Source organism: Bhargavaea cecembensis, assembly GCF_001619585.1.
In the GTDB taxonomy this organism is placed as follows: Bacteria; Bacillota; Bacilli; order Bacillales_A; family Planococcaceae; genus Bhargavaea; species Bhargavaea cecembensis_A.
In genome coordinates, this window is record NZ_LQNT01000009.1 from 959,986 (window position 1) to 979,854 (window position 19,869).

Here is a 19,869-nt window from a genome sequence, read left to right on the forward strand (position 1 = left end):
TTATGATGTAACCCCCAAGTAAGAGGCCTTAAGGTTAGTATCATTACTTAATTCAACTGCCGAACCTTCCATTACAATCTGGCCATTTTCTATGACATATCCACGGTCAGAAAGGTTTAAAGCTTGTGCGGCATTTTGCTCGACTAATAGCACTGTGACTCCTTGTTCCTTAATGGTATTGATGATGCTGAATACTTGTTTTGTAAGCAGGGGAGATAATCCGGTAGATGGCTCATCCAGCAACAGCAATTTTGGCTGTGACATCAGTGCTCGTCCAATTGCCAACATTTGTTGCTGTCCGCCACTCATGCTTCCGGCCAACTGTTTTTCCTTTTCCTTCAATATTGGAAACAGTTCAAAACACATTTCCAGATTATCTTTTGATTTTTTCTTAGCTTCTTTCGTAAAGGCTCCAAGTTCAAGATTTTCATAGACACTCATTGTAGAAAACAGCTTTCTTCCTTCAGGAACTTGGATTAATCCCCTTTTTACAATGTCATCCGGGCCGGCTTTTGAAATATCTTCACCTTGAAACTTGATAGTTCCTGACCAACTCTTTATCAGACCGGATATTGTACGAAGTAAAGTTGTCTTCCCTGCTCCGTTAGTCCCGAGAATACTGACGACTTCCCCTTCATTTACTTCAAAGGATATTTCACGAAGGATTTGGACATTTCCATAACCGGTATTCAGTTTCTCTACTTGTATCATGCGATATCCTCTCCTAGGTAAGCCTCGACAACCAACGGATCCCTCATCACTTCCTGCGGTTCTCCCTCTGCAATTTTCTCTCCCAAGTGCATGACTGCAAGTCGGTCGGAGAGAGCCATGACAGCTGACATAAGGTGCTCGATAAACACAATGGATACTCCTCTGTCTCTGATTGTTTTAACGAGTTCAATAAACTCATTTACTTCGGATGGATTCAAACCTGACATGACCTCATCCAGGAACAAGATTTTGGGTTTTGTTGCCAGTGCCCGTGCAACTTCTACTTTCTTTTGCTCTGGGAAGGTCAAATCTTTCATACGCTGTTGGGACAATTCTTTAAGTCCGAGAAAATCCAACTGCTCCATTGCCAAGGCTTCGGCATCATGAATTTTCTTTTCTCTGCTGAATGCACCCACAACCACATTTTCGAGAACAGTAAGATTTCCGAAGGGTTGTACAATCTGGAAGGTTCTCGCTATTCCTTTTTCACAAATAAATTCAGGTTTCTTCCTGGTAATTTCTTCACCATTTAATAGGACCAAGCCTTCTTCGGGTTTATGGAAACCGCAGATTGAATGAAATAACGTTGTTTTACCTGCTCCGTTTGGACCTATCAAACCGAGGATTTCCCCTTCATTCAGCTCCAGACTTACATTATTGACTGCGGTTAGGCCAGCAAATCTTTTCGTCAAACTATTTACTTCTAGCAGTTTCAACCAAACCAACGCCTTTCTTGTTTTTGAATCCTTTCGACTGCGATCTCGCGGCCTTTACTTTCCTGATTCGATTTTGGAACCAGCCAACAATGCCTTCCGGAAGGTATAGAATCACCAAAACTAAAATGAGTCCATAAACCATAAGGTTTGCCCCTGCCAGGTTCCCAAAGAAATGAGAAGTGATTTCTCCCAGAGGAACAATAATCATTGACCCGACCAATGGCCCTAAGACTGTTCCCGCCCCGCCGATGATGGCTGGCAGAAGAATGTTAATCGACACGTCATTGCCAAACGTTGTTGGCGGTTCAATGAATAAAAGATACTGCGCATAAAAGGTTCCGCCGATTGCTGTAAGACCTGCACTTAATGCAATAGCTATCATTTTGTTTTTGTAAGTGTTGACACCCAATGACTGCGCAGCTTCCTCGTTCTCCCGGATTGCAATCAGATTGTAACCGAGTCGCGAGCGGCTGATCTTATACACCAGCAAAAATACAAGAGCCGTGAGAATTAAGATTGTGTAGTAATAGCCCGTTCTCGATCCAAATTGGAACATCGCCGGATTTGCTTCCAACGGAATCAAAATTCCCATCGTCTTATTGAAGAATTCCGTATTCTGCACGATGATTCTCAGGATTTCTGCAAATGCCAATGTTCCAAGGGCGAAATATGCACCGCGCAGTTTATAACGGAACGCCAAAAATCCGATAAATAATCCCATCAAGGAAGCAATCACAAAGCCGATGACCAATCCAAGCCAAGGGGTTACTTGAAACTGGGTCAGCAAGATCGAGGAGGTGTAAGCACCAATACCAAAGAATGCTGCATGGCCAAATGAAAACTGCCCCGAATACCCACTAAGCAAGTTCCAGGCCTGGCTGACAAGAGCATAGTACAAGATCAGAATCGCAATATGCATCAGATACTGATCATTCGTGACTAATGGAAACAGAGCGAAAATGGATACACCTGCGATTAATAACCAGTGAGATTTCTTCAACTCGATTTCCCTCCAAACAGGCCATTAGGCTTGACAAGCAGGACCAAAATAAAGATTAGATATGTCATAAGCTCTTTAAGGCTTCCTGGCAGGAAAACCCCACCCAGCGATTCGGAAACACCGATAATTAGGCCTCCGACCAACGCACCAATAAAGTTACCCAAACCGCCGAGCACAACTACAACAAACCCTTTAAGAATAAAAGTTGCACCGACATCAGGCGACGTGTAAAAGAACGGAGTGATGAGACTGCCGGCAACCCCTGCCAGTGCCGCTCCAATGCCAAATGCAATGTAATTGATCCGGCTGGTATTGATTCCGACCAGGGAAGCTCCCTGCCGGTCAATTGATGTAGCCCTGATTGCTTTTCCTGTTAGTGTATTTCTCAAAAACCAGAACAAAAGTACAGTCAGACCGATTGCGAATGCAAAGGCGATCAGTTTAGGGGTATTTATACCAATTTCTCCAATGCGAAGAGTTTGGGTGATGCCGCCAAGTTCCACACTTCTGAAATCAGGGCTCCACATGATCAGCGCAAGGTTTTCGATGATTAGCATTATTCCAAGTGTGACCAGCAACTGATTGTGTTCAGGTGCATCCATCATTCTGGAAAGGACCGTCTTTTGTACAAACGCCCCAACCACAAATAGAACTGCAGCACTCAGAAAGATTGACAGATAAGGGTTGATTCCCATTAGCGTAAAAGCCCAGTAGCTTACATACATCCCCAACATGAGAAAAGCACCCTGTGCAAAGTTAATCACTTTCATTACGCCAAAAATCAGTGTCAGGCCTATAGCGACAAGTCCATAGATGCCACCCATCAGGATTCCGTCAATCATTGATTGAATTATTAACATGGGGGTTATTCCTTTCAGGTAAATTTAAAGGGCAGGATCTCTCCTGCCCTTTATGTTGTTATTGAGCTGGCACAGCAAAATCGGCACTCTTGTATTCCTCTGGATAAACGATATGCGACTCTCCATCCATGATTTGATTCAGGACGGCTTGTGCATTAACGTTTTGTCCTTTTTCATTAAATTCAATGGTTCCTTGCGGAAGAATATGTTCTTCCATTTTAGTCTCAGCGAGTGCTTTCCTGATTTCCTCTCGGTCTGTCGAACCCGCCCGCTCAATTGCATCAATCAACACTTTTGTAGCCATATAGGAGTAGGCTCCGTTGGGGCCTAAGTTTTTGTTGAACTTTTCCGAGTAGGCATCTTGTGCTGCTTTTGCAAGGTCACTATTTGTATTAATCGAGTAGTTTACATCTAGTACATACTGGTTCAGGTCAGTTTCTTCGGTTATGAACTTAGCGTTACTGAACGCTCCGTTTGCCACGCCAATGAGCGCTTTTGGTGTAACTCCCGCTTCTTTCAGCCCTTCGGTCAGCAATGTTCCGTCTCTAAGATAAGTCGTTGCGATGATGGCGTCCGGCTTTGAGGATTTAAGCTTATTGATTGTGGATGACAGGTCTGCTGCTGATGCAGCATGAGGAAGAACTGTGGTCACATCCAGATTCTTAGAAGGTGCTTGCTCTTTAATGATTTTCGCGATACTGGAACCGAAAACAGAATCCTCATGTACAAGGGCGATTGTCTGAATTGGTTCGTCAAGCTCACTGTTCAAGAAATCGATATAATCCAAGAAGTTTTCAGCCATGGCAGTGGAAGATGGCTGCAGTCTGAACGTGTACTTGAAATTACGTTCTGTAACTTCATCAGCCGAAGCGATATCTACGACAAATGGAATTCTGGCTTTTTCGGCCTCCTGGGTGGCAGGTAGTGTAACACCACTTGTATAAGCCCCGACTACGCCGGCAACACCCTCACGATCCAGGCGTTGCGTTTCAGAAACACCTTTCTCAGCAATTCCTTCTGAATCAGCCTCAATCAGCTCAACTTTTGCTCCATCCAAAGATTGAATCCCGCCAGCAGCATTCACTTCTTCAACCGCCAGACGAATCGCGTCACGCATTTCCTGCCCCTCGTTAGCCAATCCCCCACTAAGTGGATGTAGAGCCCCAATTTTTACTGCGCCATCTTCTCCCTCGGATGCATTTCCGTTGCTGCAACCTGCTGCAAGCAGGAGTAATGCCAGAGACAGTCCCAGAACTTTTTTCATAATAAGCTCCTTTAATTATCAGATTTTAGATCGAGCGCCGAATATACTTTCCTCTTCCCGACTCTTTTACAGGTTCGCCCTTTTCAACAATGACTTCTCCTCTGCTGATGGTATAAACCGGCCAGCCATAGGCTTCAATTCCTTCATATACGGTAAAATCGGATTCGGCATGCATTCGTTCAGGAGTAATCTCCTCTTTGGCATCGAGGTCTACGATAACCAGATCTGCATCTGCCCCCGCTTCAATGCGGCCTTTCGTCGGTAGATTAAACGACTCAGCCACATTGAATGATGTGATTTCTGCAATGCGTTCAAGGGGAAGGCCTCTTTTCTTATGGCCTTCTGTAAGCATCAGAGGAAGAAGCGATCCGGCTCCCGGAAAACCATATAACACATCAAACGTATGCCCGCTGTTCTGTTTTTTCTCAAGGGATGTAGGAACATGATCAGTCCCTATCGTGCTAATCAGCCCTTTTTCAATACCTTCCCAAAGCAGTTCCTGGTCTTCTTTGGAGTGAATTGGCGGTCCGACCTTGGCTTTCAAATCAACTTCGCTTTCTTCTGTCAGGACAAGGTAGTGTGGGCAGGTTTCCACAACAACCCCAGCCCCCTGCAACCAATCCGTATTTTTCAACACTTCTACACTGGCGCCAGAAGTTAAATGAACAATATAGACATTGCCGCCGGCGATTTTGTTCATATACAGAGTGCTAAGCAGTGATTCTGCTTCTGCATATCCCGGACTTGTCTTCGACCAGGTAACCAGTCCCTCGTCTTCTCCCTTTTCCTTGTATGACTTGATAAGACTACGGTTTATATCCATATTCTCGCAATGGACTGCTAACAGTAATTTCGGTGAGACCGACTTAAACTTCTCCAGAATTCTGAGCAAGTCGTGGGCAGACAAGTCAATTCCATCTTCAATCCTAAATTTGTCATTTAGCTGCCTTTCATAGTTTCTGAAAAACTTGAATGATGTCAGCCCATGCGTTTCCACTAATTCTTCAAGCTCATCCAGATGCTGTTCTTTCAAAATACCAAAGCTATATGAGAAATCGACATAACTATTTTCTTCACCGACTTTTTTTACCTTAGGAAAATACTCAAGATAGCTGACAGGTTGACGATCATAGTTGACGATTGTTGTGACTCCCCCTACCGCATGTTGCTTGGTATCCAAGAAGTCTTGCTCTAGTGGGTTGTAGATTCCAAGGTGCTGATGGGCGTCAATTACACCCGGCAGTATAAACTTGCCCTGAGCATCGATCACTTTTGAAGCTTCGACTGTTTCTCCTTCTTCCAGGATCGCGACTATCTTTTCGTCTTTGACAGCGATATTCGCTTTGCGGACTCCTGTCTTAGGAAAGACAACCTGACCGTTAGAGATTAATAAATCGGCTTTCACGGCCTTCACCCACTTTCTTGATGTATTCTTGAACCTTTTCAGAAGGGAGAACATCACAATATTTCATCCATAGATCAAGCAGCCCTGCTTTATGAGACAGCTCAATCCTGTCATAGACGCCATCTTCCACTACAGCTACGTTAAAATTATGAGTGACCGCATCAACTGCAGTGGCCCTCACACAGCCGCTTGTAGAACCGCCGACAATAATTAGTGAATCTATCCCCATCTTGATCAGGTAACTGATAAATGGTGTTCCAAAAAATGCACTGGCATAACTCTTATCAACAACCAGATCCGTTTCACGAGGGGCCAGCTCGTCTACAATTTGAGTTTCTGGACGACCGTCGATATATTTCGTGTTATCTCTTTTTGCTTTGACGGCGAATGAATCAAAATTAATGGTTTTCTTTTGAACATTTCGTGTATAAATCACAGGAATTTCATTCTCATAAGCCAGTTCCCGAAGCTCTTTAATCTTTTCAATCGCATCCCAGGCCTCTTGTCCGCCTCCACTTGGCCACTCATCCAGTTGGTCAGTGATCGGCTTCTTTGCCCCAACGTAGTTGTGCTGTGTATCAATGATGACAAGTGCAGGAGTATTTCCTAGCCCTCGCTCTGTTCCATATCCTCCCTTTTCAATTACCGTACGATCCGCTTCTGTTAATGCATCTTCCCAGACTCTACTCATTTGCCCCCACCCTTTCAGCCGTTATAGATTCTCTTGCGTGGTCTCCCGCAATCATTCCTAATCCTGTTGCTGCCAATAATCCATTTCCAGACATATATCCGTATGCATGTTTACCGGAAACTCCGACGGCAGCACCGCCACCTGCATAAAGATTTGGAATCACTTCTCCTGCTTTATTCAGCACTTGTGCAGATGAATTGATCAAGACACCGCCTTGTGTGTGGAACAGTGCAGGAGATACCTTTATCCCGTAAAAAGGGGCTTCCAATTGTGCAGCTGTATTTTCTCTGCCAAATCGGTCTTTCTTGCCGTTACTCTGATTAAAATCTCTTAACTCTTCTGTTAAAAGGGTTCCAGAAATCTTCAATGCATCGGCAAGCATTTCAATGGTTTCTTCTTTTTTAAAGGCGTCCATATCCGCAAGGTTTTTGAAGTCTTCAATTGATAGGAGAGCCTGATATATCTTTTCATCAAAAATGATATAGCCGGCTTGCCTAGGCTGGTTTAACACTTGAACCGCAAACTCTGAATATCCTTCCGCCTCATTTCCAAACCGATTGCCTTGCTCATTGACCATGAAGCCGCCCATCATAATAGTGCCCCAGGTGACTAATAATCCTTGTCCATCGGATACTGCAGAATGTCCTTGATAAGCACTCATATTGGATAATGCCGCTCCCAGCTCCTCAGTCATTCTGATGGCATCCCCTGTGTTGGCTTCATACCCAAAGTATTGAGCATTAGAGATTTCCGGTATGTAGCGTTTTACCAAATCTTTGTTGGCTCCGAATCCATTCGTAGCGAGAATGACTTTTTTTGCTTTGATTTTTTGTCTTCCATCAGGAGTGTCCACTTCTACACCGATCACGGCTCTATCATCGTCTGTGATAAGTTGTAGCACCTCTGACTTCTTCATGAGATAGATATTGTCTATCTGATCCACAGCTTTCTTCAAGTTTTTGACGAGTTCAAGGCCAGATCTTGTGGGAGGTGCATGCATTCTTTTAACAGAATGCCCTGGATATTTAAATTCGGTAACCACAGACATGGAGATTTTCAGTTCATCGTTTAACCAGTCAATCAATGGTCCAGAGGCCCGGCAAATTGCCTCTGTAAGCTCTGGTTCACTTTCATATTTGTTCTTTCGCAGGATATCTTCAGCCATCAGTTGGACGGAGTCCTCGATCCCCAACTCTTTCTGTAGCTTTGTTCCGGCTGCTGGTATCATCCCTGCACTTGCCGCGGTATTACCGAGGATGAACTCTGTTTTTTCAAATATGCCGACTTCTAATCCTTCCATGCCGGCCCGTAGTGCTGCTACCAGTCCGCAACCCCCTGCTCCTGCAATGACCACATCCAACTCAGCATCCCACATTTGTTTGCCCCACTCCCATCAAAGGTTCAATTACATTGGAGATGTCGCAGATACTCTCTAAATTCATGAAATGATTAATTACATTCGAAGCAATTTCATCGTCGAAGCTATCGGTAAAGATAACTCGACTTTTTTCTATCATTTTTTCTTTGAGCCGAGGATCATTGGCTTCACCCGAGGCATGATCGGAGTAGCCTTCGTAGCTGACGCCATTCTTGTCATGAAGGACAATCTTAGTCCTCCTGACCTTGGGATATTCCGCAGTAAAGGGCGGATATTCTTTCACTGTTATCGAGGTAGCTGAAATATTGAATCCCGAATTCTGATAGATGTAATCACTAATGGCTCGTGGGATGGAAAACTTTGCAGCAAACGAGTTAGAAGGTTCTTGATTATTTAAGCGTGCGGCTGCCGCATATGTTTTGATTTCAATTGATTCAATATTATCTGGGGCCAAGCGATGTTGTGACATAAGCTGATAGGTACCTTCCATTGGAGCATGGCAGAATCGGCAGTAACTGTGAAACTTGATATAAGACTGATTCAAATAAAAGGTTTCACCCAGTTCCGCAACAAGTTTTCTCTCGTCGAACGACTCTCCAAGAATTGAGGAGTAAATCACTTTTACATTTTCCGGAGAACTGGTTACTCCAGCTTTCGCCATTTTAGCTAGTAGTAATAAGTTCATATTCTGCATGCCGATCATTAGGTTTCTTGACTGATGACCTTCCAGAACCGGGTTCCACAAGGAAACCATCGGAAAAGAACTTGTAAGCGTTATCAAATTTTCGAGTTCTTGAGCATTGAAACCTAGTACTTTGCCTAAAGCAAAGCCTCCGCCAATCATTCCCCAACTGCCGTGAGGATGAATTTCTTTTTTTAATTGAATAGAAGATCCTGCTCTTGCATTAATTTCGTAGCCGACTATAAAGGCTTCCAAAAAGGTTTTGCCGTCTATTTTCTCCTCTATTGCAGTTGCCAATAGAGCCGGAAAGAAGTGGCATGACGGGTGTCCCTTAGCTAAGGCATTTCCTTCGTCTAGCTCTTCACTGACCATCGCCATCCCTTGTAGGACAGTGACAATATACGGATGGTTGACTAGCCCAGTCCCCAGAACACTTTGTCCCATATCTGCTGTAGAAAAGTGATGAATCACTTTCTCTATATCAGAGGTACGATTTCCAGATAAAACAGCTGCTAAGGAATCCAACAACAACATTTTTGCTTTTTCATTGGTCGACGTGTCAACATGATCCAAATTAAAATCCAGGGTGAAATCACTCAATATACCTACGGTAGAAATGTTATCACCTCAGTTGTTCCATAATACGGAACTAGTTTTATATTTGCGTCAATTTTAACACCGGGTTTCCGGGAAGGTCAATAGCGAATAAAGAAACTTCGAAATTATCTAAATCAGACTTATATTCCGACTTGACATCGCTTTCATTTTAATCTATTCTCAATGCACGTTCCGTATTTACTAGCTAATGTCCGTAATGCGGACACCGGAGGAAGAATATGAAAGATAAAGAACGTGTGATGTCCGTCGAAAAGGCCATAAGTCTCCTCTTTACATTTGGGCATGATCAAAGAAAGATGACCATTCAAGATTTCGCAAGACATACAGGATATAGCAGACCAACTTTATACCGATTATTAAATTCGCTGATGGTCACAGGTATGATCAGTAAAGATCATGATGGTTGTTACCATCTTGGCACTCCGATTCTTCAATTAAGCAGCATTATTAACGAAGACCTAGATATCAGAAAATCTGCTAGACCCGACATGGAGGAATTGTTCAACCAAACGGGAGAAACAATAACTTTGAATGTCTTAGAGAATGGAAGTCGCGTATGCATCGAAAAAATTGATAGCAGAAGTTTAATCCGTCAAGAAGTGATTATCGGTAAAGCTTACCCATTAGATAGAGGGGCTACCGGAAAAGTGTTATTGGCCTATACGACAGAGCATGCAGTTATAGATTCAAAGTCAGAAAATGATGGTGACCTAAATACTATTCGAAGGAATGGTTATGCTCACAGTTCAAATGAGCGGATAGATGGAGTTTTTTCCTTTTCAGCTCCTCTTTTTCACTCAGGCAATCATTTAGCCGGCTGCCTTTCGCTTTCCGGCTTGTCTTCAAACTTAACAGAAGAAAAGATGATGGATTATCCACGTCATTTGAAAAAAGCCGCAAATTCGGTGACTGAAAAACTTGGCGGCGGCACTATTCTATAAAAGGAATGGAGGATTATTTTGGGACAGACAATTATTGAAAAAATCATTTCTAAGCATGCTGGGAAGCCTGTTATAAAAAATGAGATTGCCATTGTATCCGTTGATGGCGTTATGGCATCTGATACGACTGCTCCGCTAGCGATCAAGGCTTTCAGGGAAATGGGAGGCAAAAAAGTCTGGGATTCGGATAAGGCTTTTCTGGTCATCGACCATGCATCCCCTGCGCCAAATGAGCGGATTGCAAATCTCCATTCTATGATGCGTGATTTTGCCAATGAACAAGGGATTAAACTTTATGATGTCGGAGAAGGAATTTGTCATCAGTTGATGGTTGAAAATGGCCATGTAAAGCCCGGCCAGCTTTTTCTTGGGGCAGACTCGCACACCTGCACTTATGGAGCTCTAGGGGCTTTTGCTACAGGTGTCGGGTCAACTGATTTAGCCGGAACAATGCTGACCGGAAAAACGTGGCTGAAAGTACCGGCGACAATCAAAATTATTTTTGAAGGCCGTTTCCCGCAAGGTACATCCGCAAAAGATCTAATCCTACATGTCGTGGGAATGGTCGGGATCGAAGGTGCAACATATAAAGCAGTTGAATTTACCGGTCCAGCACTGGAAGACTTATCTTTATCCAGCAGGATGACAATAGCCAACATGACAATCGAGATGGGGGGAAAAGCCGGTTTTGTAGATACGACAGGCTTGGAGCTCCCATATAGTTTTGAAGATATTAAGCCTGATGCCGATGCTGTGTATGAAAAGGTTATTACAGTGGATGTATCTGCTTTACAACCGACAGTCGCAGTCCCCCATTCTCCTGATAATGTCGCTCCAATCCAAGATGTTGTCGGCACCCCAATTCACCAAGCCTTTATAGGAAGTTGTACGAATGGCCGGCTAGAGGATCTACATGCCGCGGCTGAAATTTTAAAAGGAAAGAAAATTCATGAGCAGGTCCGATTTATTATCGGACCTGCCTCTCAAGAAGTCTTTAATGAAGCCCTGTCTGATGGAACTGTTGAGATTCTTTCAAAAGCCGGTGTTAAGTTTATCCCCTCAGGCTGTGGTCCTTGTGTAGGCACCCACCAAGGCATCCCTGGTAAGGGTGAGAATGTTATTTCTGCAACTAACCGCAACTTCCAAGGGCGTATGGGCAATCGGGATTCACAAATCTATTTGGGGTCGCCGGCCACTGTAGCACTTTCAGCCTTACATGGGAAGATAACGGATCCTTCCACACTCCATAAGGAGGAGATTTTAATATGATTGTTAAGGGCAGAACCCATCTATACGGAGATAATATTGATACAGATCGAATCATTCCAGGCAAATACACAAAAACACTGGATATGTCTGATTTGGCAAATCATGTTCTGGAAGATTTGGACCCTGAATTCAGAACTAAAGTGAAACAGGGAGATATTCTTGTAGCCGGTGACAACTTTGGTTGCGGCTCTTCTAGAGAACAGGCCCCCCTGGCTCTACAGGCTGCTGGCATATCAGCTGTTGTCGCACAATCATTTGCAAGGATATTTTTTAGGAATGCTATCAATATTGGTCTGCCTGTAATTGAGGCTCCTGACCACACAATTGCAGACGGAGACGACATTGAGATCGATTTTTCTGAGGGAAATATCACAAACGCCTCTCGGCAAGAACAGTATCAGGGAACTCAAATGCCTGATGTTATGATCAATATTCTTGCCGCTGATGGACTGGTTAATTTTCTTAAAGAGAATGGAAAATATGAGTTATCATAAATAGTACATTTATAGCATCCAATCAACGTAGCCCCTATTCAGCCATTACAGCTGCATAGGGGCATTTGTTTTGGAGTTTATTAATCCAACCCTCAATTTACTATTCAAAAGTACTAAATGGTTTCTCCAACATTCTTCGCTTCTTTCGCACTTCATAGCCCGCTTCACCAAGAGCAAAAAGGGCTGCCCCATGTTTCCTTCCCGGCTTTCCACGTGCATATCAAGCATGCGATTCACATGCTTTAAATCCTCGTTTAAATCAGGATCCGGTGCAACCCTATATAATTCCCTAGCTACTTCAAGGATCTGCAAATTCGACCATACAAAAAAGCAGATCCCGGCATTTGAATATGCACGGAATCCACCTTCCACACTTCTACTGCTGTTCAATTGTTGCATCGGATAGTTTCAGGTATTGGCCATCCTGGACGGTAAACTGGAAACGGCCGGAGAAGATTGCATTGTCGACAATATCACTGTTGCCAACCGGTCCGGACATTCTTCAGGACCGCCATAAACAATACAATTGGCTGATCTAAAGTCTGGAACAGCGGCAACAGACTCTAGCAAAAATTACTGCCTTCCAGATGGAACATCAATCCGAATTTCTCCTAAAAGGCGAGCTGTTCATTCTTTAATGATTTCATCAGGCCAAGTGAGATCTATACTATTTTCTTTGTTACCGCTGGCTCTCCGCTTGTCGATATAGTTGTCATTAAGATTCAGCGAGTATGCACCAATAGGAATTCCGGTTAATTCATTGACCCCTGATGAAAGTGATTTAATTATATCTGGATCCGGTGCCGCTTCTTCTTCCATATACAAGGTAATACCAAATGATACATGCTTCGCATCATAACCTGTTTTTTCTAATACTTGCCGGATTTGCTCTCCAGACACTTGCGGATTTTTCAAATAGAGTTTCAATGCATCTTCAAAAGCTGGCCCAAAGGGGCTGACGAGATAATAAACATTCGAGAAGCCGCTCCCCTTTACCTTTGAAACGGCTTCAGCAGTCAAACCGGTCACAGGATTAGAGTTAACAAACCCTTCAAGAAATTGATTCAGCTTGGTGAATTGTTCCGGGTATGCTTTTGCATAAAGCCAACCATATAGTGCAATTTCCACTTGACCTTCCTGGGTCCATACGTCATCCGTTCTCATTGTCCCGGTTGAAAAGTCATAAGGAACGATGGCATATGTATAGAAATGCGGGTCCGCCACCGATTCTACATAAACAGTTGCAGCATCCCGTGCACCGACAATGTTCATAACGGTTATTTCCGTTTTGTATTTTTTCATAAAGAAAGCGGAAACTGCGTCTTCAATTTCTTCGGATGCAGCCCTTGCCGTCTTTTGAATCTCTTGATTGGCATCCCGTAATTCGTAGCCCTCGCCAGTATAATCCTGTACCCTCACGAAGTTTTCTTTTTCATAGCCATTCTGCTTATCGCTGTTTGTATTTGAAGATGTCAGGTCTTCTTCTTCTCCGCCTGCTTCTAGGCCGGACCTTGAATCTGCATCTTTAACAACTTCGTCTTTTCCAGATGCAAAGTGACTGCACCCGCCAATAATCAAGGCGGCACCAACCAGTCCGGCCAGAAACCTTTTATTAATCCCCATAGTTGAACCTCCTGTCGGACTAACGCAGATACTTCCCTATCGGACAAGTGAAGTAGTCCTTCAACTATATCATCCCAAAGACTGTAATCAGTCAATCTAGTAACCACTCACCCTCCCAAGGTAACTGCTCCTATCCCAAACGCAAAGACCGCCCGGAGAGTCTTCCCTCCAGACGGTCTTCGATTTAGAGACAGATTTTCCTTATCCAAACAGAGTCTCTGTACTGTTCTCCTTCAATTCCCCCGCCAACTCCATAAAGAACGGCAACGAATCTGGGTTACTCATAGAGTCTGGATTGATCACCTTTTCAGGGTCAAACCCAAGCAGAAGCTTCCGGATCGGGACTTCGAGCTTCTTGCCGTTCAGGGTTTTCGGGATGTCTGACACTTCGTAGATCTGATCCGGGATGAATCGTGGCGACAATTCTTCGCGAATCTGTTTCTTGATCTGGCCGGCCAGGTTCTCGTCGAGCTGGGCGCCTTCTTTCAGAACGACAAACAGCAGCAGAGACGCAGTCTTCCCGATCATCTCCAAGTCAATGACCAAGCTGTCGAACACGTCGTCCACACCCGCGATGACCCGGTACAGGTCGCTTGTGCCCATCCGGACGCCGGAACGGTTGATCGTGGAGTCGGAGCGGCCGTAGATGATACACCGGCCCTCTCCGTCGACTTTAATCCAGTCGCCATGTTTCCAGATACCCGGATAAGTGTCAAAGTAGCTTTCGTGGTAGCGCTCGTTGTTTTGGTCGCCCCAGAAGTAGATCGGCATGCTCGGCATCGGTTTGGTGATGACGAGTTCACCCACTTCATCGGTCAGGGCGTTGCCTTGTTCGTCAAACGCTTCGGCAGCCACAGCCAGGCACCGTCCCTGGATTTCCCCGATGCGTACCGGGTCGATTGGAACTCCGCCCACAAAGCCTCCGGCGATATCGGTACCGCCGCTGACCGACACGAGCCAGACATCGGATTTCACATGGTCATATACCCACCGGTAGCCTTCCGCCGTCAGCGGGGCGCCCGTGGAAAAAACGGATTTCAGTTTGCTGAGGTCGTGCTTGTCTTGCGGGCTGACGCCCATTTTCATGGAATTTAAAATAAACGGTGCGCTCGTGCCGAAGAAGGTGATTCCCGTTTCCTCCGCCAGTTCCCAAAGGACATTCATGTCCGGATTGGAGGGGCTGCCGTCATAAAGGACGATTGTCGAGCCGGCCTGCCAGCTGCCGACGAGCAGGTTCCACATGATCCAGCCGGTCGAGGAAAACCAGAAGACAACATCCTCGGGCCCGAGATCATGCTGGATCGTCATCAATTTCTTGGTTTCCAGTACGATTCCGCCGTGGCTGTGGACGATCGGTTTCGGCAGGCCTGTTGTACCGGACGAATAGACGATCCAGAGCGGATGGCTGAATGGGAGCCTATCCGCGGCTAGCGGGACATCCTCACCGAGCAAGTTCTCCCAGGCCGTGCAGTCCTCCGGCACGTCTTCCTGGATATACGGAACGAAGATGGTGTGCCGGACGGTCGGCAGCTGCTTCCGGATGTCCTCCACATCACCGCGCTTGTCAAATTTTTTTCCATTGTAGGAGTAGCCGTCCACTGCGATCAGGACGACGGGTTCAATCTGGCCGAACCGGGTGACCACGCTGTCCGAGCCGAAATCAGGCGCGCAGATCGACCATACGGCACCGATGCTTGCCGTTGCCAGGAAGGCGATCGCCGCTTCCGGAATGTTCGGCAGGTAAGCGGCGACCCGGTCCCCCGGTTTCACGCCCAGATCGCGGAGGTTATTGGCGACGGACGCCACCTGCTTCTCCAGCTCCCCCCAGCTGATGGAACGGGTCGGAATAAACTCGGAACGGGCATGCAGCGCAGGCCTTCCCGCATCCCTGTTCGAGAAGACATTCTCCGTGAAGTTCAGCGACGCCCCCTGGAACCATTTGCATTCCATCATGGAACCGCCTTCCAATACATTCGTATAGGACGGTTCGCCGACCACGCCGGTATACTCCCAAATGCTTTCCCAGAACGCCTCCAGCTCATCCACCGACCATTTCCACAGCTCCGGATAATTCTCGACGTCAACCCCCTTTTCTTTCTTGAGCCAGGCCATGTAATCCCGCATGACCGACTGTTCAACCCTCTGTTCGGAAGGTGTCCAGATAACCTCCCCCTGTGTGGCAGCTGTCATTTCATTTCCCCCTCAATCGCAAGTTCTGTCTCAACTTCTTCAAGCGCATCTTTTTTCGCGATGTTCTTCTGGAGTTTCAGTCTCATCAGGGTAATGATCCCGACTGTGAGCATGCCGGAAAGGATGAACATGCCCTGCTGCAGCGTGACCAGGCCGAGGATCATCGGGCCGACAAACCCGCCCAGTGCGGCAAACGAGTTGACGAGCGCAATGCCGACCGGCGCCGTGTTTTCCGTGAAAAAGAATGTCATGTAGGCAAAGAAGCAGCCTGTGAACCCGTAAAGTCCGAAAGATGTGATGGTCAGCATCAGGACAACCGGGACAACCGAACTGGAAAGTCCGCAGCCGATGAATCCGACAATGGCAACGAGGAAGCAGAGCAGCAGGTGGGTTTTATGGGCCCCAGTGCGGTCCGCGCTCCACCCCATCAGCAGGATGGCCGGAATCCCGACCAGGGACGGGATCATCGCGAGCCAGCCGATCTCCATGTTCGTCGTCGTGCTCACAGATAGCGACTTGATGATCGTCGGCAACCAGAACGACAGGCCGTAGATTGCGCTGTATCCCGTGAAGTAAAGCAGGGACAGCTTCCATACCCGAGAGTCTTTGATCATGTCGAGCTTCGATACTTTATTGATGGAAGACGAGATGTTCCGCTCTTCTTCCAGTTCACTTTCCAGCCAGGTTTTCTCCTCGTCGGTCAGCCACTTAGCATCCTTCGGGCGGTTCGTCATCCAGAACAGGACGGCCACACCAAGCAGGAGAGCCGGGATCCCTTCCAGGATGAACATCCAGCGCCAGCCCTGCATTCCCGCCCACGAAATGTTATCGATGATCCACGTGGATACCGGCGCACCAATGATGCCGCCGATCGGCAACGCCAAAAGCAGCACAGCCGTCGCTCGACCCCGCTCCGAAGCGCGGAACCAGTACGTCAGGTAAAGAATGACCCCCGGGAAAAATCCGGCTTCCGCCACCCCGAGAAGAAAGCGAAGAATATAAAGATGTGTCGCTGACTGGGCAAAACCGGTCAGGACGACGACGATTCCCCAGGTGATCATGATGCGCGCGATCCACAGCTTCGCGCCCACCTTGCTCATGATCATATTGCTCGGTACTTCAAAGAAGAAATAACCGATAAAGAAGATTCCCGATAGAAGCCCAAACACTTCCGCGGACAAAGCAAGATCGGCATTCATCTCCAACGCCGCGTAGCCCAGGTTGACCCGGTCCAGATAAGCGATGACATAAAGGACTAGGATAAATGGCAAGATTCGTTTCATCGTCTTGGAAATGGTGCTTTTCTCAATTCCCCTGATTACTTCCGCCTGGTTCATCTCAATTTCCCCCTCTTTGGATTAAACCTGAATGGCTGCGACAGGTTGCATGTTCGTCTTTTCCGCTCCTCTTTTTGAATGCGCTTTCATAATACTTTACAACCATCCCCCGTTCCGAAATAATGAAGAGACTACGGTCTGTATCTAATAAATTGACAGACTAAAGTCTACTTGTCAATAAGTATTATCAAAATTCTGAAAGGGTTGATTATATGAACGTCAGACAGAAACAGGGCCAGAAAACCAAACAGAAAATCATAGAAGCCGCCATCGCCCTCTTTCACGAACGCGGCTTCAATAATGTTACGGTTGATGAAATCGTGGCCGTGACCAACACCTCGAAAGGCGCCTTCTACAATCACTTCACGAGCAAGCACGAAGTCTTCGCAGAACAATTCAAGCAGATTGACCAGTTCTACGTTGAGCATCTGGTGCCCCAGCTCGACGCCGATCAACCGGTCATGGAGCGGCTCACCCTCTTTCTCGAACTCCAGATGACTTACCTCCAAAACAAAATCGGCTGGGATGTCACCCGAACCATCTACGAACAGGAACTTAGCACAGAGCGTTCCTCGTATTTTCTCGACCCGGACCGGCCGCTCTACGATATTTTGTTCAGCCTGTGCCAGGAAGGCATTGAAAAGAGTGAATTCAAGGAAGGATACAGGGCGCATAACATCGTAACGGTACTGATTCACGGGATGCGCGGGGTGCTGTACAACTGGAGCCTGAACCGCGGGAGGACTTCGCTGGTGGATGAGCAGCGGATGGTGTTCAGGGCGTTGTTGGATGGGTTGAAGACTGGTGATTAACAGACGATGAAATACTAAACAAAAGACGGAGAACGCATTCCTGCGTTCTCCGCTTTTTCATTCACAAAATTATAGCACTAAAGTTTTCTAAAAAGTTAAAATAGTTATTGACGAACTAGTCCTACTTTTCTATTATTGCTGTATACAGTATACATATCTGCAAAGGTGGGTGATCGATTGCGACGAATTGCACCTAGAGAAACACTCGCTCAACAAGCTTATCGTCAATTAAAAGAAGAAATTGTTTCCGGACGACTTGAACCCAATGAAGAGCTGCCGGAAGAAAGATTGTCTGCCCAATTGGGGATCAGCCGTACCCCTCTCCGGGAAGCATTGATGAGGCTTTCAATGGAAGGGTTAGTGATTCTTAAAAAAGGAAGTCCCGCTACCGTTGCAACGTTCACCAAAGAAGAATCCAGGCATCTGATGGAAATTCGGCGAGTTCTGGAAGTCCACAATCTGGAAAAGATTTCAGATGACCTGAATGACAGCGTTTTCGATAAGTTGGATTCCAATCTGGCAAGCCAGGCGGAAGCTGTCGGCAGCGATGACTTTCACAACTTCATCGAATATGACCGGGAGTTCCACCTGATCCTCTCATCCCTGAACGAAAATCCGAAAACGAGAGAACTCCTCAACCAGATGAACACCGGGGTGAACAGGGCATTCCTGATCCTCTCCAACACCCTTCCCATCAGCGCAAAGGATGCTTATGAAGAGCACCGCAAAATCGTCGAGTCGCTGAAAGCCGGGGACATCGACCGCGCCAAGCAATTGATGACAGAACATCTGATGAATGTGGAAAAACGCTTCCTAAAATACTATCAGTAAGGATGATGACGTTGAAAAAACTAGTATTAATGCTTGCGATGGCAGCCTTGGTTGCCTCAGGATGTGGCCGTCCGACAGACAGTTCACCGTCTGCGGAAGGCAGCGAGAACTCCGAACAGTACACAATCCGGATCGCCCACCTCGTATCTGAAGAACAGTCCAGCCACATCGCAGCCGAAAAGTTCAAGGAACGTCTTGAAGAAGAATCAGATGGCCGACTGAAAGTTGAAATCTACCCGAACGGTCAGCTGTACCCTTCCGACCGGGAAGCGATTGAAGCCGTTCAGCTCGGAAACGTCGAGATGACAATCCCGGCACTTGCGCCTATGGCATCATTCAACGACAAATTCCTCGTCTTTGACCTTCCGTTCCTGTTTGAAGATCATGAGTCCGCCTATGCCGCGCTTGACGGCGAACTTGGCCAGGAACTGCTCAAAGAGCTCGAAGCAGATAAGCTGAAAGGTCTGGCATTCGGGGAAAACGGCTTCCGCCACATCTCCAACAATGAAGGCCCGGTTGAATCTCCGGAAGATCTGGCCGGCCAGAAGTTCCGGACGCTTGAAAATCCGCTCCATACCGATACGTTCAAGTCGTTCGGCACAAATGCTTCCCCGTTTGCATTCGGCGAACTCTATACTGCACTCCAGCAGAAAACATATGACGCCATGGAGGCACCGATCTCCCTTTACTACACGAACAAATTCTATGAAGTCCAGGATTACCTGACGATGTCCGGCCACGTCTATGCGGCCACACTCCTTCTCATGAACAACGACTTCTACAACGGCCTGCCTGAAGACCTCCAGGAACTGCTCATGGAAAAAGCCATTGAGTTCCGAGATGAACAGCGTGAACTGGCCCAGAAACAAGACAAAGAATTCCTCGAGAAGCTGAAGGAAAGCGGAATGCAAGTCAACGAACTTTCCGCAGAGCAGAAAAAGGCATTCCGCGAAGCGGCACAACCTGTTTATGACAAGTACGTTCCTCAGATCGGGGAAGACATCGTTGATAAAGCAATGAATGCGAAGAAATAAATAGAACTCACAA

General features: G+C 46.4%; 19 protein-coding genes. 6 read left to right on the plus strand and 13 right to left on the minus strand.

Going from position 1 to position 19,869, the window contains the following annotated elements; genetic code table 11:
* From AV656_RS08245 to AV656_RS08285, 9 genes are read right to left on the minus strand one after another with little or no spacing between them, the layout of a single operon-like run.
* Positions 1 to 711, minus strand: a complete 711-nt coding sequence (locus tag AV656_RS08245; protein WP_063180725.1) for an ABC transporter ATP-binding protein — start codon at positions 709 to 711, stop codon at positions 1 to 3.
* Positions 708 to 1,427, minus strand: coding sequence for an ABC transporter ATP-binding protein (locus tag AV656_RS08250; protein WP_063180727.1), 720 nt, complete (start codon positions 1,425 to 1,427; stop codon positions 708 to 710). The genes AV656_RS08245 and AV656_RS08250 overlap by 4 nt, the downstream gene beginning before the upstream one ends.
* Complete coding sequence (locus AV656_RS08255) at positions 1,405 to 2,427, minus strand: branched-chain amino acid ABC transporter permease (RefSeq protein ID WP_063180729.1); 1,023 nt, start codon at positions 2,425 to 2,427, stop codon at positions 1,405 to 1,407. The genes AV656_RS08250 and AV656_RS08255 overlap by 23 nt, the downstream gene beginning before the upstream one ends.
* Positions 2,424 to 3,287, minus strand: a complete 864-nt coding sequence (locus tag AV656_RS08260; protein WP_063180731.1) for a branched-chain amino acid ABC transporter permease — start codon at positions 3,285 to 3,287, stop codon at positions 2,424 to 2,426. Before AV656_RS08260 ends, AV656_RS08255 begins: the two co-directional genes overlap by 4 nt.
* 58 nt (positions 3,288 to 3,345) lie before the next feature.
* On the minus strand, positions 3,346 to 4,551 hold the full coding sequence (locus tag AV656_RS08265) for an ABC transporter substrate-binding protein (RefSeq protein WP_063180733.1): 1,206 nt from the start codon (positions 4,549 to 4,551) through the stop codon (positions 3,346 to 3,348).
* Positions 4,552 to 4,576: 25 nt separating this feature from the next.
* Complete coding sequence (locus AV656_RS08270; protein ID WP_063180735.1) at positions 4,577 to 5,956, minus strand: dihydroorotase; 1,380 nt, start codon at positions 5,954 to 5,956, stop codon at positions 4,577 to 4,579.
* Positions 5,931 to 6,647: an isochorismatase family protein gene (locus tag AV656_RS08275; protein ID WP_063180737.1), complete on the minus strand. Its 717-nt coding sequence runs from the start codon at positions 6,645 to 6,647 to the stop codon at positions 5,931 to 5,933. The genes AV656_RS08270 and AV656_RS08275 overlap by 26 nt, the downstream gene beginning before the upstream one ends.
* Entirely contained in the window at positions 6,640 to 8,022 is a 1,383-nt protein-coding gene (locus AV656_RS08280; protein WP_063180740.1) for a flavocytochrome c, read from the minus strand. The genes AV656_RS08275 and AV656_RS08280 overlap by 8 nt, the downstream gene beginning before the upstream one ends.
* The gene (locus AV656_RS08285) at positions 8,009 to 9,307 is read right to left on the minus strand and encodes an MmgE/PrpD family protein (RefSeq protein ID WP_063180742.1); all 1,299 of its coding nucleotides are present in this window, start codon (positions 9,305 to 9,307) and stop codon (positions 8,009 to 8,011) included. The genes AV656_RS08280 and AV656_RS08285 overlap by 14 nt, the downstream gene beginning before the upstream one ends.
* A gap of 236 nt (positions 9,308 to 9,543) precedes the next feature.
* Between AV656_RS08285 and AV656_RS08290 the strand changes: the two genes are divergently transcribed.
* From AV656_RS08290 to AV656_RS08300, 3 genes are read left to right on the plus strand one after another with little or no spacing between them, the layout of a single operon-like run.
* Positions 9,544 to 10,266: an IclR family transcriptional regulator gene (locus AV656_RS08290; protein ID WP_063180744.1), complete on the plus strand. Its 723-nt coding sequence runs from the start codon at positions 9,544 to 9,546 to the stop codon at positions 10,264 to 10,266.
* A gap of 18 nt (positions 10,267 to 10,284) precedes the next feature.
* On the plus strand, positions 10,285 to 11,535 hold the full coding sequence (locus AV656_RS08295) for a 3-isopropylmalate dehydratase large subunit (RefSeq protein WP_063180746.1): 1,251 nt from the start codon (positions 10,285 to 10,287) through the stop codon (positions 11,533 to 11,535).
* Complete coding sequence (locus AV656_RS08300) at positions 11,532 to 12,029, plus strand: 3-isopropylmalate dehydratase small subunit (protein ID WP_063180748.1); 498 nt, start codon at positions 11,532 to 11,534, stop codon at positions 12,027 to 12,029. Before AV656_RS08295 ends, AV656_RS08300 begins: the two co-directional genes overlap by 4 nt.
* A 376-nt stretch (positions 12,030 to 12,405) precedes the next feature.
* Here the strand turns inward: AV656_RS08300 and AV656_RS16680 are convergent, their stop codons facing one another.
* The 4 genes from AV656_RS16680 to AV656_RS08315 form a co-directional block, all read right to left on the minus strand.
* Positions 12,406 to 12,528, minus strand: coding sequence for a hypothetical protein (locus AV656_RS16680; RefSeq protein ID WP_269447382.1), 123 nt, complete (start codon positions 12,526 to 12,528; stop codon positions 12,406 to 12,408).
* A gap of 128 nt (positions 12,529 to 12,656) precedes the next feature.
* Positions 12,657 to 13,652: a DUF1672 family protein gene (locus tag AV656_RS08305; protein WP_063180751.1), complete on the minus strand. Its 996-nt coding sequence runs from the start codon at positions 13,650 to 13,652 to the stop codon at positions 12,657 to 12,659.
* A 201-nt stretch (positions 13,653 to 13,853) separates the two neighbouring features.
* Positions 13,854 to 15,842 carry an acetoacetate--CoA ligase gene (locus AV656_RS08310; RefSeq protein ID WP_063180753.1) on the minus strand — a complete coding sequence of 663 codons (1,989 nt, stop codon included), beginning with the start codon at positions 15,840 to 15,842 and terminating at the stop codon, positions 13,854 to 13,856.
* On the minus strand, positions 15,839 to 17,179 hold the full coding sequence (locus AV656_RS08315) for an MFS transporter (RefSeq protein ID WP_063180755.1): 1,341 nt from the start codon (positions 17,177 to 17,179) through the stop codon (positions 15,839 to 15,841). The genes AV656_RS08310 and AV656_RS08315 overlap by 4 nt, the downstream gene beginning before the upstream one ends.
* Before the next feature lie 212 nt (positions 17,180 to 17,391).
* On the opposite strand from AV656_RS08315, the gene AV656_RS08320 reads away from it, so the two are divergent.
* The 3 genes from AV656_RS08320 (at position 17,392) to AV656_RS08330 (ending at position 19,856) form a co-directional block, all read left to right on the plus strand.
* The gene (locus AV656_RS08320) at positions 17,392 to 17,991 is read left to right on the plus strand and encodes a TetR/AcrR family transcriptional regulator (protein WP_063180757.1); all 600 of its coding nucleotides are present in this window, start codon (positions 17,392 to 17,394) and stop codon (positions 17,989 to 17,991) included.
* 177 nt (positions 17,992 to 18,168) lie between these two features.
* Positions 18,169 to 18,822 carry a GntR family transcriptional regulator gene (locus AV656_RS08325; RefSeq protein WP_063180759.1) on the plus strand — a complete coding sequence of 218 codons (654 nt, stop codon included), beginning with the start codon at positions 18,169 to 18,171 and terminating at the stop codon, positions 18,820 to 18,822.
* A 5-nt stretch (positions 18,823 to 18,827) separates the two neighbouring features.
* Positions 18,828 to 19,856 carry a DctP family TRAP transporter solute-binding subunit gene (locus tag AV656_RS08330; protein ID WP_331711549.1) on the plus strand — a complete coding sequence of 343 codons (1,029 nt, stop codon included), beginning with the start codon at positions 18,828 to 18,830 and terminating at the stop codon, positions 19,854 to 19,856.
* Positions 19,857 to 19,869 lie beyond the last annotated feature (13 nt).